Source organism: Mycobacterium sp. Aquia_213, from assembly GCF_026625985.1.
Taxonomy (GTDB): Bacteria; Actinomycetota; Actinomycetes; order Mycobacteriales; family Mycobacteriaceae; genus Mycobacterium.
Genome location: NZ_CP113116.1, coordinates 4,402,712 through 4,423,140, shown reverse-complemented (window position 1 = coordinate 4,423,140; position 20,429 = coordinate 4,402,712). Strand labels below are relative to the sequence as shown.

The window sequence follows — 20,429 nt, the reverse complement described above, 5'->3', positions numbered from 1 at the left end:
CCCGCTAGGGCCCCACCCAGCACGGCGCGCCGCGATGCCTGCGGTGCCGGCGTCACGATGGCGGGGGATTGACGGAGTAGTCCGGCGGATGTGTCGTGTTGACACAGCCGGTGTCGGGCCGCCCTGGATTGTCGAAAAACGAATTGACGACCGCGGCTCCACAGGGATCGACGTAGATCCCGTGCGCAACGCCCGGGACCGTCACCACGGTGGAATGCGAAAGACGCTGGGCGACATACTGACCCGACGCAGCTCCCGTTTGCCCGTCGTAGCTGCCTGACAGCACTAGCGCCGGGACGTCGCTGTCAGTGACCCCCCGGACCCATTCGGAGGCCGCGGGCACGTTCCATGCCTCGCACGCCTTGCGCAAAAAGGGCAGTTGCGGCGCCTGGGCCCGCATCGAGTCGGGCAACGCGGCAAAACTATGCCGGGCCGCTTGGAGTTGGTCGGCTTCGGACTCGAACGGAATCCACTCGCTGCACCAGACGCTGAGGGTGAGGCCCCAAGCCATGATCCCGACGGCATTGGGATTGGCATAGGTATTCGCCAGACGCTGAGCGATGCGCGTCGGATTGCCGTGCGCGAGTTCGTCAATCGCGGCAGGCACGTCAGCAGGAAAGTGGGTGCCCAGGGGGACCAGCCAGCTGCTGAATAAAGCCCCACCGTCGATGACCACCTTGGTGTCACCAACTCCGTCGACTTTGACGGTGGTGGTAACCGGATGTGCCTCAAGTTGATTGAGCTGCCCGATGATGGCGTCGCCAAGTCCGGGATAGCGCGCTTGGCACGCCGGCTGCACTGTGCACGCACTCATCATGTTGTCGAATGCTTCTCGCGCGCTGCCCCAGGTCCACGCTGGCGATGCGAGTGAGGGCGGTGTCAATCCGTCCAGAGCCAAGGACCGCATGCCCTGTCGATCCATGCGGGCGTAGATCAATGCCAGCTCGGTGCCGTAGGAGTGCGAGAACACATTCCATTGATTGATGTGCAGCTCGTTGCGCAGATCGATCAGGTCATGGGCGCTCTCGATGGAATTGAATGCGGACAGGTCGGCGCCGCCGGCCAATCGGTCGTGGCACGCCTTCACGGCCTTCACATATTCGTCGCCGGTCGACGGAGCGTCGTATACCAAACCCACTCGGCGAGCGATGAACTGATCGAGTTCCGGACAGGTCAGCGAGGGCTGCGCCGAGTGGGTGCCGCGTTGCGACATCAGGATGATGTCCCGATTGTGGTTGAAGCTAGGACCCTCGGAGCCGGGGGCATTCAGAATCGCGTCCCCGCCCGGCCCGCCGTAAAGGAAGACGATCGGGTCCGCGGCCGCCGGCTGGGTTTCCGCGGGAATGACGGCCACCGGCAACCGCAGAGTGCGCCCGCCGGGCTTGGTGCGGTTCTCGGGAACCACCAGCACCCCGCAGTGCGCCCGTTGCAGTTCGGGGACGGGCTGCGGCGTGGCCGGGCAAGGGCCCGCCGAATACTGTGCCGGATCATGGGCCACCGTGGTCGGCGCCGCCGCCGACGACGGGCTGGCGTTAGGGGGTGAATTCGAATACCCGCAGGCCGCGCTCGACATCGCTAGCATCACCGCCAGCGCGACCCTTGCCCTGCCGGCGCGGCCCATACCGCATGCCCAACCCGCGAGTCGAGTCGATCGATGCGTGCCCACGCCGGACATGCTCACATATAGGGGACGCTTGCGTAGCGTCATCGACCCGAAAAAGAGTTGGACGTTTTGACCCGGTGTTAACGCGTCGGTTTCGATTCCCGGCAGTATGACCAGTGGAGGACGGCGGGACCGCACGTACGCTCAAGCCGTGACCACGCCGGAGATTCTCCGCAGCTTGCCCCTGGCCGACGAGATCCTCGAGTCTCACCGCCAGCACGCTCGCGGCGACGACGCCGGCTACGACGCCTACAAAGCGCACGTTTACCGCATCGTGAACTTCGCCCGCGCGCTCGCTCCATCCGTACCCGACCGCGACGACAAGCTCGCGATCGCCGCAGCGTTTCATGACCTGGCCGCGTTCGACACGCTCGACTATCTAGTGCCGTCGATCGAGACGCAGGACGCGTGGCTGCGAGAGACCGGCCGGGAGAATTGGTCCGACGAACTGGCGCTCGTCATTGCCGAACATCATCGACTCTCCAGGTACGGTCCGGCCCGACCCCACGCAGCGCTGGTAGAGACCTTTCGGCGGGCTGACCTCGTCGACGTCAGCCAAGGCCTGATCCGATTCGGCATCCCGAGTTCCTACGTCAAGGAAGTACGCACTGCGTTCGACGCCGGTGTCTTCTTCAAACGGGTAGTCCCTTCAGGGGCGCTACGGGCGGTCCGAAAGCTCGAGCTGCCCGGGTTTCTGCTTCCCGGCAACGCGCTGGTCCGCTCCGGTCATGAAGGGGTCGATCGCTGAGGCCTCGGTGGCGGTATTAGATCGTCCGTAATGCGTTGCACCCCAACGCAGAACGACCCGCCACAGCATCGTGGCGGGTCGCTCGGGGCGGGATCAGCCAGCCATGAACTCGTGGTAGGCCGACTCTAGATTTGCTGGCAGCGCAGTCACATTGCATTGCCGTTCGGTGTCGCCGATCGGCGCCAGGATGCCGCGCAGGTCGTAGTACTCGTTCGGATGCGCGGTGAAGTAGCCGCGCAGGCTGGACGCGGCCTGTGGAGCCGGCTGGCCGTAGGCCGCCATGACCACCTGATTGGCCTCCGGATGCCCGGCGAGGTACTGCTGTGCCGAGCCGGTCGCTGAGGAAACGGTGGCGTTCACACCGCTGGGACTGCAGTCAGGTGCTGCGGCCGCCAGCGGTGCAGCGGCGATCCCCATCGCCATTCCCCCGAGCAGACACCCGGCGCTGACGCCGGCTAGCTGCCGGCGCGCGACGATACTGCTGATTTTCATGATCAGTGTTGTCCTTCGCATTGATCTGGACTGATTGCCGGGAACACTGCTCGTCCCGGAATCCAAAGTAGCGGGAGCAGATAAGGCGGCGTTCGCATGGAACGAACACGCGAACCTTTCATCGCCACTTAACGCGGGCTGCCGCCACCACAGCGGGCCCATGTGTCACGCGCACAACAAAATATGCTCACCATTTGCTGAGATTTCTTAGAAAGACGAAGAGCTCCTTACGAAACCGCAATGTTGATCGTAATGAACCCGTGACCTGCAGGCGGCGCATCACGGTGCCGTGACAGAGGCCCGAAGTGCACGTGCTCCCGTGGCATCCGTCGATGAGTTTCCGATGGCTGGTCGCGTTGCCGGTTAAATCGTGGGTAAACGGATCACATGGACGCTTCCAACCCGACCCGCCGGCACGACCTCGCTGTGCGGATGGCCGAGCTTGCACGCATGATTGCCGCGCCTCGCACTCTCGAGCAGATACTCAACGATGTAACCGCGACGGCCGTGGAGCTAATACCAGGAGCCGATGTTTCGGGAATTCTGCTCGTGAAAAAGGGCGGAGATTTCGAGTCTTTGGCAGATACCGCCGGTTTGGCTGCCGAACTCGACAGGCTGCAGCACGATTTCGGCGAAGGGCCCTGCGCCGAGGCCGCTCTTCAGGAAACGGTGGTGCGAAGTGACGATCTCCGTACGGAGTCGCGCTGGCCACGGTATGCACCTGCGGCTGTGAAGCTTGGCGTGCTGAGTGGCCTGTCTTTCAAGCTGTACACCGCAGACCGCACGGCCGGCGCGCTGAACTTGTTTTCGTTCAGGGCCAACGCCTGGGACACCGATGCCGAGACCACCGGCGCAGTGCTTGCCGCCCATGGTGCCGCAGGGATTTTGGCCACGCGTCACGGCGAGCAGATGCAAGTGGCGTTGTCGACCAGAGACCGTATTGGTCAAGCCAAAGGCATCATCATGGAGCGTTACGGCGTCGATGACGTGCGTGCGTTCGAGATGTTGCGACTGCTATCGCAGGAGAGTCAAACCAAACTTGCCGAAGTTGCCAACCGTGTCATAGAAACGCGCAACGACAGCAACTGAATCCTCCGACAGCGCTGGCGCTTTGGTCCACCACCAGCGCCAGATAGGCTTCAACAGCGGCGACGCGGCGAAAACTGCCTCGGTGGTGCGTTTCGGCAGCCTCTCGCTGGGTACGTTATCCATTGCGATGCTGAAGTTTTGCTTCCATCGCCTTCGCATGGACTAGAACACACTGGTTCGCGAATTCGCTCTCGGTCAGCCCAGCTCGTTGTCGATCGAGAAAACCAGTCAGGAGTAAACATGCGTAAGACCATTGCGGTAATTTCTGCCTCGGGGGCCCTGTTGTTCGGCGGGGCAGGCGTTGCTAACGCCACCGTAGCCAGTGCACCAATGCCTTCGTCCACCACAACGACGTTGGCGGACAACAGCAATAACAACAACACCGAAGAACACAGCGACAAGACAGGGCTGTGGGGGCTTCTCGGCCTGACGGGTTTGTTCGGACTCGCCGGACTGAAGCGCCGCAACCACGCTGACACCGGTGTCGTCGCCGGACCTGCCGCAACACGCGGGCGGGTCGCGTAGCTCCTGCGTTCAGTGTCGCCCCCGCCAGCAGCGTCACGCTCTGGCGGGGGCTTGACTGGTTGAGCGGAAATACCTGTAATACAACAGTTCTCGTCGCTAGGAAGGCACGTAACGAAGATGACTCAGAACCCCAACCTCGCCGCTCTATCCGCGGCCGGGGTATCGGTATGGCTGGACGACCTGTCCCGAGAGCGATTGTCGTCCGGCAACCTCGCCGAGCTGATCGACACGAAATGCGTCGTCGGCGTGACCACCAATCCGTCGATTTTCCAGGCAGCTCTGTCCCAGGGTCACGCCTATGACGCTCAAGTCTCAGAACTGGCGAAGCACGGCACCGACGTCGAGGCGACCGTTCGCGCGGTGACCACCAATGACGTGCGTTCGGCATGCGACCTGCTCACGCCGCAATGGAAGGCCTCGGACGGTGTCGACGGCCGAGTCTCCATCGAGGTCGATCCGCGGCTCGCGCACGATGCCGACAAAACCATCGCGCAAGCCGTCGAGCTGTGGAAGATCGTCGACAGGCCCAACCTGTTCATCAAAATTCCCGCGATGGAAGACGGCCTGCCGGCGATCACCGCCGTGATCGGACAAGGCATCTCGGTCAACGTCACGCTGATCTTCTCCGTCGAGCGGCACAAGCTCGTGATGGACGCCTACTTGGCCGGTTTGGAAACCGCCAAAGCGGCGGGACACGACCTGTCCACCATCCACTCCGTCGCATCATTCTTCGTCTCCCGGGTGGACACCGAAATCGACCAACGCCTGGAAGCCATCGGCACAAGTGAGGCTGTGGCGCTGCGCGGCCAAGCCGGGGTGGCCAACGCCCGACTGGCCTACGCCGCGTACCAAGAGGTCTTTGAAGGTGGCGACCGCTACGAAGCTCTCAAGGGTGATGGAGCTCGGGTGCAGCGCCCGCTGTGGGCATCGACCGGTGTGAAGAATCCCGACTACTCCGACACCCTCTACGTCACCGAACTCATCGGCCCGAACACCGTTAACACCATGCCGGAGAAGACGATTAACGCCGTCGCCGACCACGGAGTCATTACCGCCGATAGCGTCACCGGGACATCCGAGGCCGCCCAGTCGGTGTTCGACAACCTCGAGGCCGTCGGTATCGACCTGCGTGATGCGTTCCTGGCGCTGGAGAACGACGGGGTCGAGAAATTCGAGAGGTCCTGGGAGGAGTTGCTGCAGGCGACCCAAGGCCAGCTCGACGCTGCGGGCCGGTAGTTCGTACATCTGACATGGCGATTCCCGTGACGCTGGGGGCAATCCCGGCGGCGTAGGCTTTAGGGGAACATTAATTCACAACACCAGGCGAGCGAATTCGACTGAAGCACAGGGCGTTTCCCGCTCAGGGTTTAAGGATGATCTTGACCGCGCCGTCCTGCTTCTTCTGGAAGATCTCGTAGGCGTGCGACGCCTCGGCCAAGGGCAGGGTGTGGCTGGCGAAGCTGTCGACACCCAGCGGGTCGTCGTCAACCAGCAGCGGCATGATGTCGTCCACCCACTTCTTGACGTTGGCCTGACCCATTCGTAACTGGATTTGCTTGTCAAACAAGGTGAGCATCGGTATGGGGTCGGCCATTCCGCCGTACACCCCAATCAAGGAAATCGTGCCGCCGCGGCGGACGATGTCGATCGCGGAATACAACGCACCGAGGCGGTCGATACCTGCCTTCTGCATCATCGGTTTTGCCAATGCGTCGGGCAGCAGGCCCGTCACATGTTGGGCCAGCTTGGCGACCGGTGATCCGTGCGCCTCCATCCCGACAGCGTCGATCACCGAGTCGGTGCCGCGGCCGTGCGTGAGATCGCGGATCAGGTCACCGACCTTGTCACCGGCCTGTTCCAGATCGACGGTGCGGTAGCCGCGGGCCGCGGCTCGGGCCAATCGTTCCGGGACCCGGTCGACCGCGATGACGTCGTAGCCCAAGCGCGCGGCGATGCGCGTAGCCATGTCGCCGATCGGCCCGAGACCGAGCACGGTCACCGACCCGCCGTCAGGGATATCGGCGTAGGCGACGGCCTGCCACGCGGTCGGCAGGACGTCGGACAGGTAGACGTATCGCGAATCCGGCGGCCCCTCAGGCACTTTGATGTGGGTGAACTGAGCCTGTGGCACCCGAAGCAGTTCGGCCTGTCCGCCGGGGACCTTGCCGTAGAGCTCGGAGTATCCGAATAGAGCAGCACCCATCCCTTGGTCGCGGACCTGCGTGGTCTCACATTGGGTATAGAGCTGCTGGTCGCACATATAGCAACTGCCGCAGGAGATCTGGAACGGGATCACGACCCGGTCGCCGACCGCCAGGTTGTTCACATCGCGACCCACTTCGCGGACGATCCCCATCGGTTCGTGGCCCAGGATGTCGCCGGGATTCATGAAGGCGCCTAGCACTTCGTACAGGTGCAGGTCGGACCCGCAGATGTTGGTGGACGTGATTTCGATGATCGCGTCCGTGGGTTCTTCGATGATCGGATCCGGCACAGTCTCTACGCGAACGTCGCGCTTGCCGTGCCAGGTGACTGCCTTCATGTCAAGTGTCTCCTAAGGCATCAGAGTGAATTGCTAAGTCCTGTAAGCATTCTGCGGGGCGTCCGCGCCGGCTTGCTCAGCCGGCTGGGGGCGCGGCCGAGGTCATCACCAGGCCGGCCCGGTCCCAAGCGCGGTGCAGTCCCAATCCGGCGGCTAGCGCGGCGGTGAAGGCCGCGTCAACCGTGTCGGCGATCTCTATCCCGGGGTCCGCCGGAGTGATCCCCGCCGCGCTCAGGATTGCGACGCCGTCGCCCCACGCCGCGATTACCTTGCAGTGCCGGAACGCTTCCTGAAGCAGGACAACCAGCTTGATATCGGCGGTCGCGGTCGTACCGTCGGCCACGACGAGCGCGTCGAACTCGATCGACCGCGCCGTCAACAGCGTCCGGTCCACCGTGACGCTGCGACGACCAGCCTTCAAGACGCCACCGACGGGGGCGATCACCAGCGCGGTGACACCGAGCCCGGCGGCCGACTTCACCACCTTCGACACGCCGGCGAGGTCGGAGCCCGCATCGGCGATGATGCCGATTTTGCGTCCATCGATCGGTCCGGGCTCGGCAAGTATCTGCACCAACGCCGGCGAAACGACGACGTCCTCCGCGGGCTTGCCTTTCGGGGCCGCCAAACCCAGACCCGCGGCCACCTGTTCGCACAGATCTGTGTCGACGTTGGCCAGCACCTGCAGTTCGCGCTCTTTGATGTCCCGCTCGTAGACCTTGCCCAATTCGAAGGTGAACGCCTCCACCACGTGGGCTTGTTCGATCGGGCTCAGGCTGCGGTAGAACATCGTCGCCTGAGAGAAGTGGTCGTCGAAGGAGGCTGGCTGTGCGCGTACCGCGGATCCTTTGATCACCCGGGGGGTGGACACATATCCGCCGTCCTTCTCGGTGGCCAGCAGCGGCTCGTCACCGTCGATGCTGTTGGGGTGGTAAGGAGCCAGCCCGGTGTGGATGGCGGTCTGGTGCATCCCGTCGCGGAGCATGTCATTGACCGGGCAGTGTGGCCGGTTGATCGGCAGCTGCGCGAAGTTCGGGCCGCCGAGCCGGGTGAGCTGGGTGTCCAGGTAGGAGAACAATCGGGCCTGCATAAGCGGATCGTTGGTGGGTTCGATACCCGGTACCAGGTTGCCGGTATGGAAGGCGACCTGTTCGGTTTCGGCAAAGTAGTTGGTGGGGTTGCGATTTAAGGTCATCTTCCCGATCAGCTGCACCGGGGCAAGCTCCTCAGGAACTAGCTTGGTCGGGTCGAGCAGGTCGATTCCTTCGAAGCTGTCGCTGCCGTCATCGGGCATCACCTGGATACCGAGCTCAAACTCGAGGAACGCGCCGGCCTCGATGCCGTCGGCCATGTCGCGGCGGTGAAAGTCCGGGTCGCACCCAGCGGCGATCTGCGCCTCTTCCCACACCAAGGAATGCACTCCGGCGACCGGCTTCCAGTGGAACTTCACCAGGCTCGTTTCTCCGGTGGCACTGACGAGCCGGAAGGTGTGCACTCCGAACCCCTCCATCGTCCGGTAAGAGCGCGGGATACCCCGATCGCTCATGTTCCACAACACGTGGTGGGTGGCCTCGGTGTGCAGCGACACGAAGTCCCAGAAGGTGTCATGCGCGGACTGCGCCTGGGGGATTTCCCGATCAGACTGAGGCTTGGCAGCGTGGATGATGTCAGGGAACTTGATACCGTCCTGGATGAAGAAAACGGGAATGTTGTTGCCCACCAGGTCGAAGGTGCCCTCCTCGGTGTAGAACTTCACCGCAAACCCTCGGGTGTCACGGACCGTGTCGGCCGAACCCCGCGAACCTAGAACGGTTGAAAAGCGGGTGAAGACATCGGTTTTCGTGCCCTTCTTGCCGAGGAATCCCGCTTTGGTGACCGACTTCGCGGTGCCATACGATTCGAACACGCCGTGCGCTGCGGCCCCGCGGGCGTGCACGACGCGCTCCGGGATGCGCTCGTGATCGAAGTGGGTGATCTTCTCCCGCAGATGAAAGTCCTCCAACAACGTCGGACCGCGGTCTCCGCCCTTCAACGAGTGATCGGTGTCGGGCAGCCGCAGGCCCTGCGCGGTGGTCAGGAATTCACCGGACTGGGCCCGAGGATCGATGTCGGGCTTCTGGCCGTTGGTGACACCGGTCGGACTGGTCACCTTTGGACTGGACTGGTCGGGCTTACGTGGTGCGGGCATGCGTTCTCCAGGCGATGTGGGCGTTGAAAAGGAGACGATTCGGTAGCCGCGCTGTCGGACATCCGAATTTTCTGCGTCCGTTGGCGAATACCCCGATAACAGGAACGCAAGCACAAGACGTGCACCCGATCGAAACTCACCTGTTCGCCGCTCGGGAAACGGGTACTCGGCGACTGCGGAGTTTGTCGGCGGACGGATTAGCGGAGGCGCCAATGGCTGGAGTTAAAAACGATCTCATTACCGAGGGCCGCGACACTGAGGTAGATCGCGATCTGGTCGCCCAACCGCACCAGCAGGACGGTCCCGTCGCCGAGGCGGAAACGATGGCTGCCGAAATGAGTTCCGACGAGGAGCCCCTCGGCCGGCCGGGACGCCGCTTCGACCGGCGATCCCCGTTTTTCGTCGGGATGGCAGCGGCCGCCGGTGTCGCCGTTACCTACGGGGCGGTCCGTGTCCTGGAATCCATGTCCTCGATCCTGGTCCTCATCGGGGTCGCGTTCTTTCTTGCGCTCGGTCTTGAACCGGCCGCCTCCTGGTTCGTCAACCACAAGCTGCCGCGGTGGGCGGCGACCACGCTTGTGTTCGCCATCTTCCTGGCGCTGCTGGGCGCCTTCGTCGGTGCCGCGATTCCTCCGCTTGCCCAACAGGCGGGCGAGCTGATACACCAAGCGCCGCACTACGTTCAGCAGGCCCAAGACCACTCCTCGGCGGTCGGCAAGCTTAACGACCGCTTCCATCTGCAGCAGCGGATCACCGACGGCGTCAACGGCTCGGGTGGGTCGATCCTCAACGATGTGGTCAGTGCGGGAACCGCCGTCTTCGAAGCAGTTGCCGACATACTCATAGTCGCGGTGTTGACGGTGTACTTCCTGGTCGACATGCCCCGCATCCGCACCACCCTGTACCGGCTGGTGCCACACAGCCGGCGACCCCGCGCCATCCTCATCGGCGACGAGGTCTTCGCCAAGGTGGGCGCCTACGTCCTAGGCAACGTGTTGATCTCGATCATCGCCGGGGTCGCCACCTTCATTTGGCTGATGGCCTTTTCAGTTCCCTACCCGCTGTTGCTGGGCATCTTTGTGGCCGTCTTCGACTTGATCCCGGTCGTCGGGTCGACCATCGCCGGTGTCGTCGTCGCGGCCGTCGCGCTCACTATGTCACTTCCGGTGTGTGTCGGAACCATCGTGTTCTTCGTGGTGTTCCGCCTCGCCGAGGACTATCTCTTGGTGCCCAAGATCATCGGGCGAGCGGTCAAGGTATCGGCGCTCATGACGGTGGTGGCCGCCTTGATCGGTGGCTCACTACTGGGGATTGTCGGAGCTCTCGTTGCTATTCCGATCGCAGCCGCTCTGCAGCTCTTGGCGCAGGAAATCCTTTTTCCCCGACTCGACAAGCTTTAAGGGCGCCCCCCGCGACGGCCTCTCGCTGGGTCGCGGCGATTCAGACGGTGGTTGTCAGCGAGAATTCGCAGCGAATTTGCTCCTCGGACGCGGTCTCGGGAGCGTCATCGGATTTGGCGCGCAAAGACCGGTCGGGGAGAGCCAGTTCGACGATTGTGCGCAGCACTTGCAAATATTGCCGGGGCAGCGAGCCGGTGGTGTAGGGCAAATCGTAAGCGGCACAGATGGCCTGCACCTGGCTCGCGATTTGAGCGTAGCGATTGCTGGGCAGATCGGGGAAGAGATGATGTTCGATCTGGTAGCAGAGGTTTCCACTCATGAACGCGAGCACCGGTCCAGCGTGAAAGTTGGCGCTGCCCAACATTTGTCGTAGATACCAGTGCGGCTTGGTCTCGCCTTCCAGGGTCTCAGGGGTGAACTTCTCGGCTCCGTCGGCGAAGTGACCGCAGCAGATCACCGCATATGCCCAAAGGTTGCGTAGCGTGTTGGCCAGCGCATTCCCGACTAGGACGCGCCGCCAGCGCCGCCCTCCGAGCACCGGGTACAACAGGTAGTCTTTGACCGCCTGACGCACCATTTTTCCGCGCAGATCCCGTGCACAAGCGGACTTCTCGGCGTCGGTCTGCGCACGATCTCGTTCAGAGTAGAACCCGTGCAGCGCGACACCCCATTCGAAAACCAGCGCCAGCACCAGATGGCGCAGCGGTTGCATCAGATTGCTGGGTTTCCATTGTTGATCACGGGTGACCCGCAGAACGCCGTAGCCAAGGTCGTCGTCGATACCGACGACGTTGGTGAAGACGTGATGCCGGTAGTTGTGGGAGTACCTCCACTGCGATGACGGCCCCGACATGTCCCATTCCCAAGTGGTGGAATGGATTTCGGGGTCATTCATCCAATCCCATTGGCCGTGGCCGATATTGTGGGCCAGTTCCATGTTCTCGATGCTCTTTGCCGCTGCGAGAGCGAGCGTTCCCAGCATCCACCCGGGCCTGGTTCTGCTGGTCGCGATCGCGATGCGGGCGGCGACGTCGAGGCAGCGCTGAAACGCGATGGTGCGCTGGATGTAGGTCCTGTCGCTGGCGCCGCGCGATTCCTCGATCTCGAGACGGATAGCGTCCAATTGGAGGGCGAGCGCCTCGACGTCTGCGGCGCTCAGGTGGGCGTATTCGGCTACGTCTGAAATCGCCATCACTGCCGTACCTGGTGGTCGCAGGAAGCGACATGCCTGGGCGGGGTCGCGGGGTGGCGGGTGTCAGCCAGCTCGGTGGAGGAAAGCAGCTGCACCCATCTGTTCTCGACGTATCGGAACGGCTGGGTCGCGGCGACGAAGGTTTGTATCGCCGAAAGTAGCTGTGCCGGAGCGGTTTCGTGCGGATAGTGTCCCGCGTCGGGGATCTGCGCGGTCACCGCGTGGGGGACACGTTTGGCGAACGCATCGTGGTGGTGCGGGGCGATGGTTTTGTCGTTCGTGCCCCAGGCGACCAGCAACGGGATTTCCCGAAGGAGGCCCAGTTGGTGGCCGACCCCAACCGTCTGCCCCCGACGGTGTACGACGGTGCGGGCAGTGTGCAGAAACGCTTGTCGTTGCTGGTCGTCGGTCAACCCGCGCAGCGCGCCGGCGAGCACGCGGGTATCAGAGTGTCCGACGAGAGCGGGTAGGGCGCCGAAGAGTCGTTCGGTGAGCGCGGCCGGGATCGTGCTGAGCCCGGCGACGACGGTGTCCGCGCCGGGGAGGGTCGCTGCCCGCAGCATGGGTGTGACTTCGGCGCCGAGACCGCCGCTGCTGATTAGGACGACGCGCTCGATGCGTTCCGGGAATTGATAGGCGAGCTGGAGTGCGACACCGCCCCCGAGGCTATGGCCGATGATGTTCGCCCGAGGATGGCCCAGGGTGAGCAGCAGATCACGCATCGTGCAGGCATGCGCGGCCAGCGAATAGTCTCCGGCTGGCGGGTCGGATAGGCCGTGGCCAGGAAGATCAGGCGCGATCACCGTGTGGGTGCGCGCCAGGCCGGGGATTAGGTGCTGCCAGGTGCGGCGGGTGCCGCCCAAACCATGGATGAGTAGTACCACTGGTCCGGTTCCGGCCTTGGTGTACGAGATCGCACCGTCGTTAAGGGGCATCCGGCGTTCCACCGTCGAAGCTGTCGAAGCCTTCGAGCCGACAGGTTCCCGCGTGGGGGAGTGCCGGGTGACAGTCCGTTTAGGACGCGCGTGCATTGTGAACTTTCGAGGAGGAAACACCGAATTGCCCGGTCGCGAGCGATTGCTCTCACGCTGCCGCTGGAGGGGCGACGTGCTCCGGGCCGGCTGGACTGTCAACCAGGGCTCACTCTACTCGTAATCGGTGTCGGCTCTACTCGTGATCGGTGTTTGCTCGATTTGTGAGAGATTGCTCTCTCGGCGTTTAGGCGCCCGCCGACGGATGTGTGGTGCGGTCAAGGCGCGTAGTCCTCATTCGAACCGCCCCGGTAAGCCTCAGGCTCACCGGGGCGGGAACCCAGCGGCGGGCTGGGTTCGGCCTTCGATCACGCTCGTGATTATGACGCCGCTAGGGCAGTGATCCCTTGGTTAGCAACAGCTTTGAGAGCTTGGCGCTCGGAGTTAACCGTAGGCAACACATCGCCCAGGACACCTATGTGTAGGAGCCGTCTGACAGCTGGGCTGGCTACAATTGCCCACCGGGTTCCCGTGATATGGCAGTCGTTGTTGAGCCTGACTAGAACGGAAATCCCTCTGGCGCAAAGAAACTCAACCCCACTGAGGTCGACGATCAGGCCGGTTGCCCCTTCAGTGAAGCGGCGGATGTAATCGGAGAAGCGGTCGATGTTGGTGGCGTCGATCTCGCCAGTGATCTTCACGATGGTCGCCTGGTCGCGGCAATGAGCGCGCATTAGGGCACCGTTGCAATGGACGATGGAACTGTCGGGCGTAAAGCCGCAGTTATCTGCGTGCCGAGCGAGGGGAGCGATCATTTGTGGTTCTCTTTTCGATCGTGGGTTCAAGGTGGGCTCGGTTCGCTTCGATCGAATCGAAAGGAGGCTTAAGCCAGTCGTTAAGATCCGTGATCAATGCGGAGAATTAGCGGATGCGCTACCGGGCGGTCCACAGGCTGTGAACTCAACCTCATGACAAGAATAGCCCACATCTGTGACTTGCGTAGCGAACGCGGGTACCCGCTCCACTGTTTAGCGGAATAGCACGCTCGCGCCTGGCATGCCCGACATGAAATCTGTTTCATGTCAGCGGATCTCGTCCAGCCACGATTGCCCGTCCGTCTTCGCCGGACACCGGCACCCAGCCCACGATCGGGGCCCTGGCCGTGCACTGGCGGGCGCGCACCGCGATCGATTCCGTCTGTCGTAGCCCCAGCGAGAAGTTACTAGCCAGGACCATGACTCCTGGTCAGTTTCCTTTTCCCACTAAGTGGCACTGTCAAGCCGTACTGCCTGGTAGAGCGTCCGCGTAGCGAACGGATTGCCGGTCTCTACCTTCCATGGTCACGAGACGGTAACGTTTGCCCGCCAAAGACCGAAAAACAATGCGTGGCAGCAGGCAACATGACGATGAAAGTCAAGGTTATCGCCGTGCTCTCGCTCGGCGCCTTGTTCGTAACGGCGCCCGGGACGGGTAATTTTGCCGCGCGCGCCGACGGTTCGGGGACCGCGCTGTACAGCGGCGTCAGCCGGGTTCGCGAAGGGTGCGGCGCGATTGGCGACGACCCGCGTTTGACAGAAGCAGCGCAGCGGCATGCCAACGACATGCTGCGCAACGGTGTGAACGGTCATATCGGTTCGGACGGCTCGTCACCGCAGGTGCGTATCACGGACGCGGGATATCGGACCCCCTACAGCGGTGAGGTCGTCTTCTGGGGCACCGGATCCGCCGCGAATCCGAGCCAAGCGCTCGACTTGTGGATGCAAAGCCCTCCACACCGCGCGATCATCCTGAACTGCGCATACACCGCAGCCGGCTTCGCCACCGCCTCTGATGGCAACAAGATGACGATCGTCGGCGACTTCGCCGCTTGACGCCCTGATCTAAATCCTCAGTCGCGCAACGCTTTTACTGTGGGCGCGGGGACCCAGCTCTGCAACGCCTTGCGGCCAATCAATTGGCAGCCGTGTGTGTTGGCCAATTGCTTTGCGGCTGTGGTGAACTCCTGATTGCTCACCACGATGCTCCGCGTGCACCCGTGATGACGCGCACCCGCTACCACTTGCTGGACGGCCGCGACTCCGACCGTCTTGCCGTGCCGCTTGCATTGGATCGCCGCATACTGGCCGTCCTTTTGCGCGATCAGGTCGACGCCGTAGTCGCCCACCGCAGGGGTGAAGCTGACCTCCCAGCCCGCGCGTTGCATTCGCGCGGCGACGTAGTCTTCAAACTCCACGCCCTCCATCGCGTCAATTTCCCCGATGCCCGCATAGGTCCGCAGTCGCCGCCGCGATCGACGGTAGGCCGGTTGTATCAAGCCCGCGAAAAGCAGGCCACAACAAGCACCTACCAGGCCCAGTGCGACGCGGTGTGTGAAGAAACCGAGAAGAAGCCCGAAGTAGAGCGGGAGAAAGACGAACGCGGTCTTCATGCAGTGGAAATGTCTGGCAGGCCCCGGAAGTTAGTCGCGGCGGCGATGATCGATAACGCCCTATGCATGAGCCGATGATAGAGATGAGCGACGACAAAACGGCGTCGAACTGCGCACCCGGGTGAGCGACGCATTGGCGGCTAGGGCGGAGCAGAATCTGAAGGGGTATGGTCCGCACGTCGAGCACGTCGTCGATGCCTGCCTCAGTACGTGTGCGGCAAGTAGCCGAAAACAAGGGTGAGGACGTGAAGATTCGTTTCCGCATGATGTTCGCTGTGGTGTCGCTGGTCTTGGTCGCCGCGGCCTGCGGGTCGGGCAAACCCGCCGGTTCGTCGCAGGCTCCAACGCGGACGATTGCCACTGCGCCCCCGACGTCAAAGGTGACGCTGTGGGAAACCGGTTCCAAGGACCTCTACCCCTTGATGGATGCGTGGGCCGCGGCCTATCACCTGAAATATCCGAACGTCACGATCACGACGGACGGCACCGTGTCCGATTTCGGAATCGCGCAGGCGGCTATCGGCGAGGTAAACATCGGCGCCTCCGGCGCCTACCTGTCCGAACGCGACCTGGCCGCACACCCGGGGCTGATGAACATCGCCGTGGCCGTGTCGGCGCTGCACGTCAGCTACAACCTGCCCGGCCTCACTGACCACCTCAAGCTGGACGGCAAAGTGCTGGCGGCGATGTACCAGGGCACCGTCAAAACCTGGAACGATCCGCAGATCGCAGCCCTCAACCCCGGCGTGAACTTGCCTGCCACCGCGGTGATTCCGCTACACCGTTCCGACGGGTCCGGCGACACTTTCCTGTTCACCCAATACCTGGCGAAGCAAGACCCCGACGGCTGGGGCAAGTCGCCCGGCGTCGGCACCACGGTCGAGTTTCCCGCGGTACCGGGCGCGCAGATTGAAGACGATGCCGAAGGCAAAGCGGGCATGCTGAACGGCTGTGCCGCGAGCCCCGGCTGTGTCACTTACCACGGCACCGGCTACATCGACGTGGCCCAGCAGAAGGGACTGGGTGAGGCGCAATTGGGCAATGCTGCCGGTAATTTCCTGCTGGCTGATGCTCACAGCGTTGAGGCCGAAGCCGCCAGCTTCGCCTCCCAGACCCCGCCGAACCAGGCGATCTCGCTGGTCAACGGGCCCGCCGCGGACGGATACCCGATCGTCAACTACCTGTACGCGGTCGTGTACAGCAACCAGAAGGATCCCGCCACGGCACAGACGCTGCAGGCGTTCCTCCACTGGGCGGTGACCGAAGGCAGCAGCCCGTCGTTCCTGGACTCCGTTCACACCTTCGCTCGGCCGCTGCCCGGCGAGGTCGTGAAGTTGTCCGACGCTCAGATCGCCAAGATCCCCAGCTAGTCCTTCCCCAACCCACGTTCCATGAAGCGCCCCATCGTCACTACGGCGCGGCGACGTGGCAGCAACCGGGTGGTGAGCAGAGTTACGAAGCGGTTCGGGCGTCCGGGCATGACGAGATGCTTACGGCCAATGGCCCTCAGCGTTTCGGCCGCCGCGTCTCGCGGGTCGGCGATCTGCCACCGCGGATACTGCGATAAAGCGTCGCCTTGCGTGTCCATCAGGCCGGCGGACATGACCAGTACATCAATGCCGGTACCGCGGGTTTCGTACCACAGCACCTCACCGAAGACGGTTTGAAAAGCCTTGTTGGCGGCGTACGCGCCGGTGTACGGCGCGGGAATGAGGCCGGCGCCCGACGAAACGATCACGATGGCTCCACGCCCCCGCCTCGTCATCAGATGTGCGAAGGGGTAGATGAGGTTTACGTAACCGCGCGCATTGATATCGATCATGGCGTTGTGAACGTCCAACGACATGTCCAGGATTTTGGGAGTGTCCTTCGGGGTGAACATGTGATTGCAGATAAGGATGTCGACGGTGATGTCGGCGAGCTGGTCGATGATTGTGGGATAGACCGACAAGTCGCCCAGATCGACGGCGATAGTGCGGACTTCGACGCCGTACTCGGTTCGAAGCGCCGCGGCCCGGGCCTCGAGTTCCTCTGCCAGTATGTCGACGAGCACGAGATTGATTCGGCGACTGGCAATTTCGCGCGCATAAGCAAAGCCCAGCCCGCGCTCGCCGGCACTGCCGGTAACCAGCGCCCAGGAACCCGCGTATCGGTCAAGGGGATGGTGTTGACTCACGAAACCTCCAAAGGCGCTTCCCGTCCAGCGTGCGAATCGTACGGCCCAGCTGCTCGAGCAGGGTCAGTGACTTGTGCTTTCCGCCATTGAACCCGTCACGGTCGCTCATGCAGAGCACCAGGGCGGACGAGCCAGGGTGAAGGGCGTGACGTCACCAAACGGGCTAAGCTTCACGGCACCGTGTGGGGACCGGAAGGGGGGTCATCGTGGCTGATCAGTTGAATGTCGACCTCGTTGCGCTGCACGTTGGTAGCAACCATGTGCTCAACGGGTTCGGCGAAGCCGCTATGGACTTCGTAGGACACGAAGACGGGCTGGCCGAGGCCGCGCCGGGTTGGATCGGGTCCTCGCAGCTTGCCCTGGGTCAGCTCGCGGCCCGGTGGGAGGCCCGGCACAGCCAACACAAGCTCCAGGTGGGTGGGTTGGGGACGAGCGTCGCCGAAGCGATGGTCGGTTTCTCCACGAACGAGGACGGTTCGGCCAGCATGCTCAGGTCGGTGCGGGAATAGGGGTAGCCGGGTGGCGTCGCTGACCCCTGCCGACGTCAAGCGCTGGGATCTGAACGCGATTCGCGCGGTGTTCGAGACGGCCACCGGGCGCGCTAATACGTTGCAGCGCTTGGGGGAGAGCCTGCAACAGGCCCACAACGTGCTGGCCGATTGGCAGGGTGAGGCGGGGGACGCTTTTCGCGTCGACGTGGGCAAGATTCGCCGCGACATCGAGGCCGACGGCGCGGAATCCAGGCAGGTGGCGGCGGCGGTGTCGCAGGCCGAGGCGGACGTGAGCGCGTGCAAGCGCGAGCTGGATCAGATCGAAGGGGCCGCTCAGGCTAACGGCTGGTCCATCACGCCGGACTGGCGAATCGACGTTGGTCCCAAGGGGATTCCGCCGAATCGAATCGACCTCTTCAACCAGCTGCAGACCTTGCAGGGAGAGCTCAGTGCCTGCAAGGTGCATGCGCACACCGCCGACCACGAGCTGGCCACCGCGATCGGCGCGGCCGTCGGGGCTGTCTCGCTGGATGCCGGCGGATCCGCGCCAGGTGGTGCTCCGGCGCCGCAAGGGCCGCCTTCGCCCGAGGGAAAGCCGAAGACCTGGCAAGACATGCTGTTGCCTCCTGGCGCCGCGGACGCTCCGCCAGGAGGTGCTCCGCCGAAGGATCCCTCGACTCCCGCCGGCAAGCCGAAGACGTGGCAAGACCTGTTGATGCCGGCGGACGCGCGGCCCGGTGGTGCCCCGCCGAAGGACTCACCGGCTCCGGCAGCCGTGGCGCCGGGCGGCACGCCGCTTCCGAAGGGGCCGCTGGTTCCCGCACGAGCCGGCAAACCGCGGTCGTTGAACGAGATGCTGTTGCCCGCTGGCCCGGTTCCGCTGCCTCAGCCGAGTCCAGCAGAGTTGGAGAGCGCTAAGGCGTTGTTGCGCAAGGTGATGCTTGGCGATGGCGTGCCGCCGGATCAGATCGAGGCACGCGTGAACGAAGCGGTGGCCGGTGCTCAGCGATGGATCGATCAGGGCGGAATTCCGCCCTACATGCCTCCCGCGCCAAAGCCAGGGCCGCCTCCGGGCTTTGGCGAAGGATTCGGTGACCGCTGGTTTGCAACTGAAGAGAGTGTTCACAACCTTCTCGGCGTAGGAAATCGCGGACTGCCGGGCGCGCTCGAGGCGTGGCAGCAAATGGTCCAAGGCACCGTCGAGACTGTCCAAAACCCAGCGGGGGCGGTCATCGGCGAAGCGCAAAATGCCTTGAACTCGCCGAGCGCGGCCTACTACCTGGGCGGCAAGGCCTCCGATGCCGCGGTGTCCTTGCCCGCGATGCTCTTCGGTCCGGAAGTCGCAGGCGTAGGCAAACTGGCCGACATCGACGCAGCGGCCGCAATCGATTATGGCCCAACGCATTTACCGCATACGGCGGTCGGTTTCGAACACCAAATCCCTTTCCACCCGTTAGCGGGGGAAGCGGGGCAGGATCTCAATTTCGCCTTTACGCACGGAGAGCCCACCACAAACCTCGCTCGGCAAGTCGCGGAAATGTCGACTCACTACGTTGGCGACAATCCAGATCGGGTTGTTCTGGGTAAATTCGGTGGCTTGGAGGCAGGCTACATTGGCGAAGCCAGGGGTCAGGGTGGAATCTTCTTCAGCACCGGCGACCCGGCCTGGGATGCGATGACCTATGGACTGGGTGAATCTGAATCTCGGGGCCTTGTATGGCAAGTCAACGAGGAGTTCCTTCGCGGTCAAATGGAGAACGCTGTGCCCCGCATCGAATTCGCCTTGCCTGAGGGATTCGATAGCGTTGAACAGTTAGCCAACGTGCAGAGACGATCTTACTCAGCTCTTGAGATTAACTTCCTGAAAAACAACGCTGCGGCGTTCGGGTACGAGCAGCGCGGGAACGTATGGGTTTATGTAGGAGGCAGGTAACCATGAAACCAGCTGAACTGGAACGGTTTTTGGAGCCCACGTTGTCGCGTGCCGGTTTCAAGCTTGACGAGATACAAGATACCGAGATTTACGGAGGTCGCCCGGCATGGGCCGTCTACTACCGCGGCCAAGACTGCAAACTCCAGATTTGTTGGTCGGCCCGGGATGGCGGGATAGACTTCATGCTCGCACCGCTCGATGCACCGAACGAATTCGGCTTGGTGAACCGATCAAAGAAATGGCAGTTCATGTTGCTGCTCAGCGACGCGCATGACGCCTTGGCAACGCCTGGACTCGATGCCGACGACAACGAAGTGATGTCCTGGCTAGAGGCGCTCTTCAAGGTGCATTTTGCGGCCGCCCATGACGCACTCCGGTCGACGGCTGCGGAATAGGGAGACAAGGTGACGGGCGGCCGGATATGACACAAGAGTTCTTGGCGGGAAGTCCGATCCACTCTCGAACCTCTGTTGATTCAGCTTGGATTCCACGCGGGTTTCGAGGCCGGTAAGGGAGCGGGATGTGGTTGAACGCCTGGATGGTAAATCTGCGGAACTTCAAGCCGAGATTGATCGATTGTCGGAGAAGCTC

At 63.0% G+C, this 20,429-nt stretch carries 20 protein-coding genes; 10 read left to right on the top strand and 10 right to left on the bottom strand.

From position 1 onward, the window contains the following. Positions 1–52: 52 nt before the first annotated feature. Positions 53–1,666 (bottom strand): alpha/beta hydrolase, encoded by a 1,614-nt coding sequence (locus LMQ14_RS20460; RefSeq protein WP_267731354.1) that lies wholly within the window; start codon positions 1,664–1,666, stop codon positions 53–55. A 148-nt stretch (positions 1,667–1,814) separates the two neighbouring features. Here LMQ14_RS20460 and LMQ14_RS20455 point away from each other — a divergent pair, with 148 nt between their 5' ends. Continuing rightward, positions 1,815–2,411, top strand: coding sequence for an HD domain-containing protein (locus tag LMQ14_RS20455; RefSeq protein WP_267731353.1), 597 nt, complete (start codon positions 1,815–1,817; stop codon positions 2,409–2,411). A gap of 93 nt (positions 2,412–2,504) precedes the next feature. Here the strand turns inward: LMQ14_RS20455 and LMQ14_RS20450 are convergent, their stop codons facing one another. After that, positions 2,505–2,903 (bottom strand): heme-binding protein, encoded by a 399-nt coding sequence (locus LMQ14_RS20450; protein WP_267731352.1) that lies wholly within the window; start codon positions 2,901–2,903, stop codon positions 2,505–2,507. 387 nt (positions 2,904–3,290) lie between these two features. On the opposite strand from LMQ14_RS20450, the gene LMQ14_RS20445 reads away from it, so the two are divergent. The 3 genes from LMQ14_RS20445 (at position 3,291) to tal (ending at position 5,753) form a co-directional block, all read left to right on the top strand. Continuing rightward, positions 3,291–3,992, top strand: coding sequence for a GAF and ANTAR domain-containing protein (locus tag LMQ14_RS20445; protein WP_267731351.1), 702 nt, complete (start codon positions 3,291–3,293; stop codon positions 3,990–3,992). Between the two features lie 240 nt (positions 3,993–4,232). Next, positions 4,233–4,517 carry a WGxxGxxG family protein gene (locus tag LMQ14_RS20440; RefSeq protein WP_267731350.1) on the top strand — a complete coding sequence of 95 codons (285 nt, stop codon included), beginning with the start codon at positions 4,233–4,235 and terminating at the stop codon, positions 4,515–4,517. A gap of 117 nt (positions 4,518–4,634) precedes the next feature. Next, positions 4,635–5,753, top strand: coding sequence for a transaldolase (tal, locus tag LMQ14_RS20435; protein WP_267731349.1), 1,119 nt, complete (start codon positions 4,635–4,637; stop codon positions 5,751–5,753). Between the two features lie 124 nt (positions 5,754–5,877). Here tal and LMQ14_RS20430 read toward each other — a convergent pair whose 3' ends face one another. Both LMQ14_RS20430 and LMQ14_RS20425 read right to left on the bottom strand, forming a co-directional pair. Further along, positions 5,878–7,059 carry a zinc-dependent alcohol dehydrogenase gene (locus LMQ14_RS20430; protein ID WP_267731347.1) on the bottom strand — a complete coding sequence of 394 codons (1,182 nt, stop codon included), beginning with the start codon at positions 7,057–7,059 and terminating at the stop codon, positions 5,878–5,880. Positions 7,060–7,135: 76 nt separating this feature from the next. Then, a complete protein-coding gene (locus tag LMQ14_RS20425; RefSeq protein ID WP_267731346.1) occupies positions 7,136–9,247 on the bottom strand; it encodes a catalase in 2,112 nt (703 codons plus the stop codon). Between the two features lie 212 nt (positions 9,248–9,459). Here LMQ14_RS20425 and LMQ14_RS20420 point away from each other — a divergent pair, with 212 nt between their 5' ends. Next, positions 9,460–10,647, top strand: coding sequence for an AI-2E family transporter (locus tag LMQ14_RS20420; protein ID WP_267731344.1), 1,188 nt, complete (start codon positions 9,460–9,462; stop codon positions 10,645–10,647). Positions 10,648–10,687: 40 nt separating this feature from the next. Here the strand turns inward: LMQ14_RS20420 and LMQ14_RS20415 are convergent, their stop codons facing one another. From LMQ14_RS20415 to LMQ14_RS20400, 4 genes are all read right to left on the bottom strand, one after another. Beyond that, on the bottom strand, positions 10,688–11,839 hold the full coding sequence (locus LMQ14_RS20415) for a fatty acid desaturase family protein (RefSeq protein WP_267731342.1): 1,152 nt from the start codon (positions 11,837–11,839) through the stop codon (positions 10,688–10,690). Then, positions 11,839–12,774, bottom strand: a complete 936-nt coding sequence (locus LMQ14_RS20410) for an alpha/beta fold hydrolase (protein WP_267731340.1) — start codon at positions 12,772–12,774, stop codon at positions 11,839–11,841. Before LMQ14_RS20410 ends, LMQ14_RS20415 begins: the two co-directional genes overlap by 1 nt. A 416-nt stretch (positions 12,775–13,190) precedes the next feature. Beyond that, complete coding sequence (locus LMQ14_RS20405; RefSeq protein WP_267731339.1) at positions 13,191–13,625, bottom strand: STAS domain-containing protein; 435 nt, start codon at positions 13,623–13,625, stop codon at positions 13,191–13,193. 262 nt (positions 13,626–13,887) lie between these two features. Beyond that, the gene (locus LMQ14_RS20400) at positions 13,888–14,046 is read right to left on the bottom strand and encodes a hypothetical protein (RefSeq protein WP_267731337.1); all 159 of its coding nucleotides are present in this window, start codon (positions 14,044–14,046) and stop codon (positions 13,888–13,890) included. A 164-nt stretch (positions 14,047–14,210) separates the two neighbouring features. Here LMQ14_RS20400 and LMQ14_RS20395 point away from each other — a divergent pair, with 164 nt between their 5' ends. Then, complete coding sequence (locus LMQ14_RS20395) at positions 14,211–14,681, top strand: CAP domain-containing protein (protein WP_267731336.1); 471 nt, start codon at positions 14,211–14,213, stop codon at positions 14,679–14,681. 17 nt (positions 14,682–14,698) lie between these two features. Here LMQ14_RS20395 and LMQ14_RS20390 read toward each other — a convergent pair whose 3' ends face one another. Beyond that, entirely contained in the window at positions 14,699–15,238 is a 540-nt protein-coding gene (locus LMQ14_RS20390) for a restriction endonuclease (protein WP_267731335.1), read from the bottom strand. Between the two features lie 245 nt (positions 15,239–15,483). Between LMQ14_RS20390 and pstS the strand changes: the two genes are divergently transcribed. After that, on the top strand, positions 15,484–16,608 hold the full coding sequence (gene pstS, locus LMQ14_RS20385) for a phosphate ABC transporter substrate-binding protein PstS (RefSeq protein ID WP_267731333.1): 1,125 nt from the start codon (positions 15,484–15,486) through the stop codon (positions 16,606–16,608). Here the strand turns inward: pstS and LMQ14_RS20380 are convergent. Then, on the bottom strand, positions 16,605–17,414 hold the full coding sequence (locus LMQ14_RS20380) for an SDR family NAD(P)-dependent oxidoreductase (RefSeq protein ID WP_267731331.1): 810 nt from the start codon (positions 17,412–17,414) through the stop codon (positions 16,605–16,607). The genes pstS and LMQ14_RS20380 overlap by 4 nt on opposite strands. Before the next feature lie 206 nt (positions 17,415–17,620). On the opposite strand from LMQ14_RS20380, the gene LMQ14_RS20375 reads away from it, so the two are divergent. From LMQ14_RS20375 to LMQ14_RS20365, 3 genes are read left to right on the top strand one after another with little or no spacing between them, the layout of a single operon-like run. After that, positions 17,621–17,923, top strand: a complete 303-nt coding sequence (locus LMQ14_RS20375) for an RNA 2'-phosphotransferase (protein ID WP_267731330.1) — start codon at positions 17,621–17,623, stop codon at positions 17,921–17,923. A 10-nt stretch (positions 17,924–17,933) separates the two neighbouring features. Then, positions 17,934–19,838 carry a hypothetical protein gene (locus LMQ14_RS20370; RefSeq protein ID WP_267731329.1) on the top strand — a complete coding sequence of 635 codons (1,905 nt, stop codon included), beginning with the start codon at positions 17,934–17,936 and terminating at the stop codon, positions 19,836–19,838. A 2-nt stretch (positions 19,839–19,840) separates the two neighbouring features. Then, complete coding sequence (locus tag LMQ14_RS20365; protein ID WP_267731328.1) at positions 19,841–20,233, top strand: hypothetical protein; 393 nt, start codon at positions 19,841–19,843, stop codon at positions 20,231–20,233. Positions 20,234–20,429 lie beyond the last annotated feature (196 nt).

Excerpts from the sequence above, each read along its gene's own strand:
- LMQ14_RS20415 (WP_267731342.1), bottom strand. The coding sequence starts at position 11,839 with ATGGCGATTTCAGACGTAGCCGAATACGCCCACCTGAGCGCCGCAGAC.
- LMQ14_RS20420 (WP_267731344.1), top strand. The coding sequence starts at position 9,460 with ATGGCTGGAGTTAAAAACGATCTCATTACCGAGGGCCGCGACACTGAG.
- LMQ14_RS20445 (WP_267731351.1), top strand. The coding sequence starts at position 3,291 with ATGGACGCTTCCAACCCGACCCGCCGGCACGACCTCGCTGTGCGGATG.
- LMQ14_RS20400 (WP_267731337.1), bottom strand. The coding sequence starts at position 14,046 with ATGGTCCTGGCTAGTAACTTCTCGCTGGGGCTACGACAGACGGAATCG.
- LMQ14_RS20430 (WP_267731347.1), bottom strand. The coding sequence starts at position 7,059 with ATGAAGGCAGTCACCTGGCACGGCAAGCGCGACGTTCGCGTAGAGACT.
- LMQ14_RS20390 (WP_267731335.1), bottom strand. The coding sequence starts at position 15,238 with ATGAAGACCGCGTTCGTCTTTCTCCCGCTCTACTTCGGGCTTCTTCTC.
- LMQ14_RS20450 (WP_267731352.1), bottom strand. The coding sequence starts at position 2,903 with ATGAAAATCAGCAGTATCGTCGCGCGCCGGCAGCTAGCCGGCGTCAGC.
- LMQ14_RS20425 (WP_267731346.1), bottom strand. The coding sequence starts at position 9,247 with ATGCCCGCACCACGTAAGCCCGACCAGTCCAGTCCAAAGGTGACCAGT.
- LMQ14_RS20395 (WP_267731336.1), top strand. The coding sequence starts at position 14,211 with ATGACGATGAAAGTCAAGGTTATCGCCGTGCTCTCGCTCGGCGCCTTG.
- LMQ14_RS20410 (WP_267731340.1), bottom strand. The coding sequence starts at position 12,774 with ATGCCCCTTAACGACGGTGCGATCTCGTACACCAAGGCCGGAACCGGA.
- LMQ14_RS20440 (WP_267731350.1), top strand. The coding sequence starts at position 4,233 with ATGCGTAAGACCATTGCGGTAATTTCTGCCTCGGGGGCCCTGTTGTTC.
- tal (WP_267731349.1), top strand. The coding sequence starts at position 4,635 with ATGACTCAGAACCCCAACCTCGCCGCTCTATCCGCGGCCGGGGTATCG.
- LMQ14_RS20365 (WP_267731328.1), top strand. The coding sequence starts at position 19,841 with ATGAAACCAGCTGAACTGGAACGGTTTTTGGAGCCCACGTTGTCGCGT.
- LMQ14_RS20405 (WP_267731339.1), bottom strand. The coding sequence starts at position 13,625 with ATGATCGCTCCCCTCGCTCGGCACGCAGATAACTGCGGCTTTACGCCC.